The sequence below is a fragment of the Sphaerochaeta sp. S2 genome (assembly GCF_016406725.1).
In the GTDB taxonomy this organism is placed as follows: domain Bacteria; phylum Spirochaetota; class Spirochaetia; order Sphaerochaetales; family Sphaerochaetaceae; genus Sphaerochaeta.
In genome coordinates, this window is the sequence record NZ_JAEKNT010000441.1 from 1 (window position 1) to 5,775 (window position 5,775).

7 protein-coding genes are annotated in these 5,775 nt (G+C 49.3%); 3 read left to right on the top strand and 4 right to left on the bottom strand.

The genetic code is table 11. The annotated features are described in order from the left end of the window. The 3 genes from JF818_RS12610 to JF818_RS12620 all read left to right on the top strand — a co-directional run. The coding region (locus tag JF818_RS12610; protein ID WP_198892343.1) for a YcxB family protein at positions 1-298 on the top strand (298 nt) is incomplete at its 5' end. Between the two features lie 84 nt (positions 299-382). Beyond that, positions 383-811 (top strand): MarR family winged helix-turn-helix transcriptional regulator, encoded by a 429-nt coding sequence (locus tag JF818_RS12615; RefSeq protein WP_198892344.1) that lies wholly within the window; start codon positions 383-385, stop codon positions 809-811. After that, positions 808-2,178 carry an MATE family efflux transporter gene (locus tag JF818_RS12620; protein WP_198892345.1) on the top strand — a complete coding sequence of 457 codons (1,371 nt, stop codon included), beginning with the start codon at positions 808-810 and terminating at the stop codon, positions 2,176-2,178. Before JF818_RS12615 ends, JF818_RS12620 begins: the two co-directional genes overlap by 4 nt. On the opposite strand, the gene accA is transcribed toward JF818_RS12620, so the two are convergent. The 4 genes from accA to accB are packed head-to-tail and all read right to left on the bottom strand — an operon-like array spanning position 2,175 to position 5,638. Beyond that, positions 2,175-3,092 (bottom strand): acetyl-CoA carboxylase carboxyl transferase subunit alpha, encoded by a 918-nt coding sequence (gene accA, locus JF818_RS12625; protein WP_198892346.1) that lies wholly within the window; start codon positions 3,090-3,092, stop codon positions 2,175-2,177. The two genes, JF818_RS12620 and accA, sit on opposite strands and share 4 nt — an antisense overlap. Positions 3,093-3,095: 3 nt before the next feature. After that, on the bottom strand, positions 3,096-3,866 hold the full coding sequence (gene accD, locus JF818_RS12630) for an acetyl-CoA carboxylase, carboxyltransferase subunit beta (protein WP_198892347.1): 771 nt from the start codon (positions 3,864-3,866) through the stop codon (positions 3,096-3,098). Between the two features lie 3 nt (positions 3,867-3,869). Next, a complete protein-coding gene (locus JF818_RS12635; RefSeq protein ID WP_198892348.1) occupies positions 3,870-5,192 on the bottom strand; it encodes an acetyl/propionyl/methylcrotonyl-CoA carboxylase subunit alpha in 1,323 nt (440 codons plus the stop codon). After that, a complete protein-coding gene (gene accB, locus JF818_RS12640; RefSeq protein WP_198892349.1) occupies positions 5,189-5,638 on the bottom strand; it encodes an acetyl-CoA carboxylase biotin carboxyl carrier protein in 450 nt (149 codons plus the stop codon). Before accB ends, JF818_RS12635 begins: the two co-directional genes overlap by 4 nt. Between the last annotated feature and the right edge of the window lie 137 nt (positions 5,639-5,775).

The window sequence follows — 5,775 nt, forward strand, 5'->3', positions numbered from 1 at the left end:
CTTTTTTGCATCACTGAAAAAACAGGTAAAGCTTCAGGACCTGAACCCTCCCCGCTTGGTATACACCATCCAGTTTTCAGAAGAATCCGATTTCATTGAAATCTCCAATGACAAGGAACAGGTACGCTATCAATGGAAGGATGTCTATCACGCATATTACGAAAAGGATGCTATATATCTCTTTATTACGAAAGACAGGGCATTCCTGCTCCCCCTGTCATTACTCGAAAACAGTGAAGAAGCTTGGAGCATCATTGAGGGAAAGCTCGACAACGAGCGATGTACCAGAAAGCAGTAACAAGGAATACTCCTCAATATGCCTGATAGATCGATCTGAAATTAATGGTTGACAAATCAACTATTTTCTTTACTATATCCATATATGAACACCAGTCTTGGCCGCTTGATCGCCATCCTCCACAGAAACAAGCAGATGTATCTCAATGCCCGCTTGAAGGCCTATGGGATAACCAGCGCTGAGGTGGGAATCCTCATGAGCCTCTATCGTAAAGAAGGAAGGACACAGGAGGAACTATCCCAGTGGCTTCATATCGATAAGGCGGCAACCACACGTACGGTGCATACCCTCGAAGAGAAGGGAATCATCATACGAAAGCATGATGACAGGGATAGGCGATGCAACCGCATCTATCTCACCGAGAAAGGAAAAGCACTGGAATCTTCAGTGGTTCCTGTGGTCCGTGGCTGGAGTGAACACATCAGTAAACTTGCTGGCGAAGATACCTACAACAGGCTTTGTAGTGATCTGGAATCCATCTTTACAGCACTGAAAGAGGAGCCGGCACAATGAGAACCACCACCCTCGAAAAAGAGAACCCTCTTGGCACTGAACCAATCTTCAAGCTGTTGGTCCGCTTCAGTGTTCCAGCCATCGTAGGGATGATGGTCAATGCACTCTACAACATTGTTGATAGGATCTACATAGGGAACAGCCCATCCCTCGGGGCTGATGGTATTGCCGGTATTACTATTGTCTTTCCAATCATGATCATCCTGATGGCAATGGGCGTACTGTTTGGAATTGGGGGAGCAACACTCTTCTCCATTCGCCTTGGACAAAAAGAACAAGACCAAGCACAGGAAGTGATGGGAAATGCTTTCTTCCTGCTTATTGGCAGCGGACTCACCTTTTTGGTACTCGGGCAGATCTTTCTTACCGATATTCTTATTCTCTTTGGAGCAAGTGACCAGGTACTTCCCTACGCAACCAGCTACATGCGCATCATTTTCTTTGGAGCTTTGTTCCAGGTAACCAATATGGGAATGAACAACTTCATTCGCGCTGATGGAAACCCAAAGATTGCCATGCTCTCCATGTTCCTTGGTGCCGGTACCAATATTGTACTCGATCCCATTTTCATCTATGCCTTGGATTGGGGTATGGCAGGGGCTGCATTCGCTACGGTGATCAGCCAGATGGTTTCTTTTACCTGGGTACTCTCCTACTTCCTGGGAAAGCGTAGCAGGGTGAAGTTAAAACTAAGCACCATCCGTCCCCGCCGTCACAATACCCTCTTGATCATAAGCCTCGGATTACCCGGTTTTGTACTCCAGATAACCAACAGTCTCCTGAACATCATCCTCAATAAATCCCTATTGCAGTATGGAGGGGACCTTGGTATCTCAGCAATGGGAATCGTCAACAGCCTGCACACTCTGCTTATCATGCCGGTTATCGGCATCAAGCAAGGAGTACAGCCTCTGATCAGTTTCAATTTCGGGGCAAAGAAGTATGACCGGGTTAAGGAAGCCACCAAGCTTGGTATTATCAGCTCCACCGCTGTGATCATGATAGGATACCTAGCTACAAGATTCTTCCCAACTACCATGGTGGCAATGTTCAACCGTGACCCTGCACTGCTCGAGCTCGGGACCTTTGCCCTGACACGTTGGTTCCTCCTCACCCCACTGGTAGGGTTTCAGATTATCGCAGGAAACTTTTTCCAAGCAATTGGCAAGAGTAGGATTGCACTCCTGCTCACCCTTTCGAGGCAGGGGTTCTTCCTCATTCCTTCCATCCTGCTCTTCTCACACTTCTTTGGATTACAGGGAATCCTCTATTCAGCACCGATTTCCGATCTGCTCTCTTCCCTGCTGACCGCCATCTTCTTCATTCCCGGTATCCGAGACCTTGAGAAGAATGCACGTGCCATTTAGCGGAAGCTCTGGGTCTTGGTGAAAACCTCAAGAAGCGGTTGCCACCACTCCTTTCCCCCACTGACTTCCCCGATACCACGAATCTTTTTCAACCGGTATCGTACCAGGTGCTCAGGCGGTTTGCTGCAGAGGTTGTCAAGGTCACGAATAATGGTTTCCTTGATCAACTGGGCCGTTTCCTCCGGGCTCTTCTCCTCAATGATGTCATGGATGACCCCGAACTCCTTCAGATGTCGGCTGGTCATCTTCATGGCTTCAGCTGCCTCCTTGGCTTTCGATGGGTCGCGAAGCAGGATGGAAGCGAATCCTTCAGGGGTAATGACTGAATAGACTGCATTCTCCAGCATATAGAGCTTATCCCCGATGCCGATACCCAAGGCTCCTCCACTACCACCTTCTCCAATGATAAAACAGAGCACTGGGGTCTTGAGTGTTGAGAACACCTTCAGGTTCTGGGCGATTGCCTCCCCTATTCCCCTCTCCTCACTCCCAAGTCCGGGATATGCTCCAGGGGTGTCAATAAAACAGACCACGGGACGGCCGAATTTCTCTGCCTGCTTGGCAAGACGCAACGCCTTTCGATAGCCTTCAGGATTACTCATTCCATAGTTGCAGGAAACATTCTCCCTGAAATTGGCACCCTTTCGGTTTCCAATGACAGTAACTGCCCTGCCACCCACCATTCCAATACCACCGATCATTGCAGGATCATCACCATAGGTTCGGTCCCCGTGCAGCTCCATGAACTGGTCACAGATCATATTGATGAAGGCCTTTGCTCCGGTTCTTCCGCTCTGTCGGGAGAGAAGCACACAATCCCATGATGATTTTGCCTCACAAGTCTGGCTGGTGCTGAGAATGGATTCAATATGTTCTACCGTCTCTTGCAGTACGGGTTTTTTCTTGTCTGCCATGGATTAGGCCCTCCTTGTGTGGGTTTCGATCAGGAAGGAGAGGGTCTCTCTCAGCTTCTTGCGCTCAACAATGGAATCGATGAAACCTTTCTCAAGCTGGAACTCTGAGCGCTGGAAACCTTCAGGGAGCTTCTCACCAATGGTTCCCTCGATTACTCTCGGTCCGGCAAATCCAATAATTGCCTCGGGTTCTGCGAGTATGACGTCCCCAAGCATAGCAAAGGAGGCTGTCACCCCACCGGTGGTGGGATTGGTCAAGACAAGAAAGAGTGGGGTCCGGGTTTCTTCCAAGAGTGCGGCAGCACTGGCTGTCTTTGCCATCTGCATCAAGCTGAAGATTCCTTCCTGCATCCTGGCACCACCACTGGCAGTAAACAGGACTACAGGGTCTCCAGTGAGAGCTCCCTCGATCATGGCCTGGGTGATTTTCTCGCCCACTACAGAACCCATGCTGCCTCCCATGAAAGCGAAGGACATGATACCGACAACCACGGGTTTTCCCTCAACCGTGCAACGACCGATGGTGGCAGCATCACTCAGCGAGGATTTCTTTTGATTCTCTTTCAGCTTCTCCTCATACCCTGCAAGGGAGATGGGGTTCATCGACTGCATTCCACTACTCATCTCCTTGAATGATCCTTCATCTGCAAAGAGTGAGAGGCGTTCTTGTACAGTAAGCGGAAAATGAAAATTACAATATGGGCAGATCTTATGCTCCCCTACCTGTACATCTTTCTGGCACTGGGGGCATCGTTTCAAAACTTCGTTTGACATCGGTTATTTCTCCTGTTCACAAACCTTCTGGTAGAGGTCGGTTGTGAAACGACCACTCCTGAACTGTTTGGAGGCGATGAGGCGTTTTTGCTCTTCCAGATTGGTGGTCACCCCTTGGATATTCACTTCCTCCAAGGCCCTGAGCATTACGGCTATACCCTGGTCCCTGTCAGGAGCCCAGATGATGATCTTCGCCACCATTGAGTCGTAATAAGGACTGAGAATGGATCCGGCCTCAAGATGGGAGTCCACACGTACAAAAGGGCCTGAAGGTAGTTGAAGCGTAGTAATAACCCCGGCAGAGAGTGCATTGATCCTGCACTCAAGGGCATACCCAGAGAGACGGATATCTTTTTGCTTAAAGGGAAGCTTATTCCCCTGTGCTATCCTGATCTGTGCCTGTACCAGATCAAGGGAACTTACCAGTTCACTTACCGGATGTTCGACCTGTAGGCGTGCATTCACTTCCATGAAGTAGTATGCTTCCCCCTCAACGAGGAACTCCACGGTTCCAGCGCCTCGGTAGCCCAACTCCTTGAAGAGTCTCACTGAGTCATTGCACATTGCCTTTCTCAGTCCTTCATCAAGGATTGGAGAAGGGCTCTCCTCAAGGAGCTTCTGATGATTCTTCTGCACTGAACAGTCTCGCTCACCTAGGTGGACCACACCTCCCTGGCCATCGGCCAAGAGCTGGATTTCCACATGACGTGGCTGTTCAAGGAACCTCTCCATATGCACCGAGGCATCCCCAAAGAAGGCAAGAGCCTCCTTTCTGGCCAGCTGCAAGGACTGCTCAAGTTGTTCCTCTTTCCTGACAATGCGCATACCTCTACCCCCACCCCCTGCGGCGGCTTTGAGGATGATGGGGTAACCAATCTGCTCGGCAGTTTTCTTTGCATCAGCAAGATCTACAAGCGCTTCGCTACTGCCCGGGGTAATGGGAATCCCAGCAGCAAGAGCAGCCTGCCGTGCAGCAACCTTGTTCCCAAGCAATGCAATAGTCTTACTCTCAGGACCAATGAAAACAAGCCCTGCATCCTCCACCTGCTTTGCAAAATCAGCATTCTCTGAGAGGAATCCTACCCCAGGGTGGATTACATCACAGCGAAGTGCACAGGCAGTGGTAATAATATTCCGCACATTCAGGTAACTCTTGTCTGTTTGTGCCTCACCAATACAGACAGCCTCGTCTGCCATGGAAACAGGCAGACCCAGGGCATCGGCCGTGGAATAGACAGCAACAGTCTTGATTCCCAGATCACGACACGCCCTGATAATACGTACCGCAATCTCTGCACGGTTTGCGACGAGCAGTTTCTTGATCATAGTTTCTTGACCTTGAAAAGAGGCTGGCCAAATTCCACCAGCTGTTCAGGCTTGGCAAGTATTTCCACAATTTCACATGAGTAATCACTCTCAAGCTGGTTCATCAGCTTCATTGCTTCAATCGTGCAGATAACGTCCCCGCTCTCCACTTTGCTACCAACCTTCACATATGGAGGCGCATCAGGAGCCGGGGTTAGGTAGAAGGTCCCCACAATTGGACTGGTGATGGTCTCCAGTTCTTCTGTGCTGGTTGTAGTAGTTGGTGCTGTTTCTGCTTCATGAACGGTCGGTTTCATGACCGTAACAGGTTGGGCGATGGCCTGGCCATCAACGGGTCTTTTCAGTTTCAGTGAGAAGCGTGAGCAGGAAAGCTCAAGCTCGCTTAGGGTACTGGAATCAAATAGGGTAAGGACCTCACGGAGGTCCATGTGTTCAATACTATCCATACTATTCCTCATAACAAGATGGGGATGGGATGCTTCAATACGTGCATCCATACGAATTTAATCATAACAATAAGGAGTTATAGTGTCAATATTGACATTATTCTCAAAATTGTAATAATGATATACCTATGTTATGT

What these genes read in the sequence shown, in the direction of transcription:
- JF818_RS12615 (WP_198892344.1), top strand. Translation starts at nt 383, where the DNA reads ATGAACACCAGTCTTGGCCGCTTGATCGCCATCCTCCACAGAAACAAG.
- JF818_RS12620 (WP_198892345.1), top strand. Translation starts at nt 808, where the DNA reads ATGAGAACCACCACCCTCGAAAAAGAGAACCCTCTTGGCACTGAACCA.
- accA (WP_198892346.1), bottom strand. Translation starts at nt 3,092, where the DNA reads ATGGCAGACAAGAAAAAACCCGTACTGCAAGAGACGGTAGAACATATT.
- accD (WP_198892347.1), bottom strand. Translation starts at nt 3,866, where the DNA reads ATGTCAAACGAAGTTTTGAAACGATGCCCCCAGTGCCAGAAAGATGTA.
- JF818_RS12635 (WP_198892348.1), bottom strand. Translation starts at nt 5,192, where the DNA reads ATGATCAAGAAACTGCTCGTCGCAAACCGTGCAGAGATTGCGGTACGT.
- accB (WP_198892349.1), bottom strand. Translation starts at nt 5,638, where the DNA reads ATGGATAGTATTGAACACATGGACCTCCGTGAGGTCCTTACCCTATTT.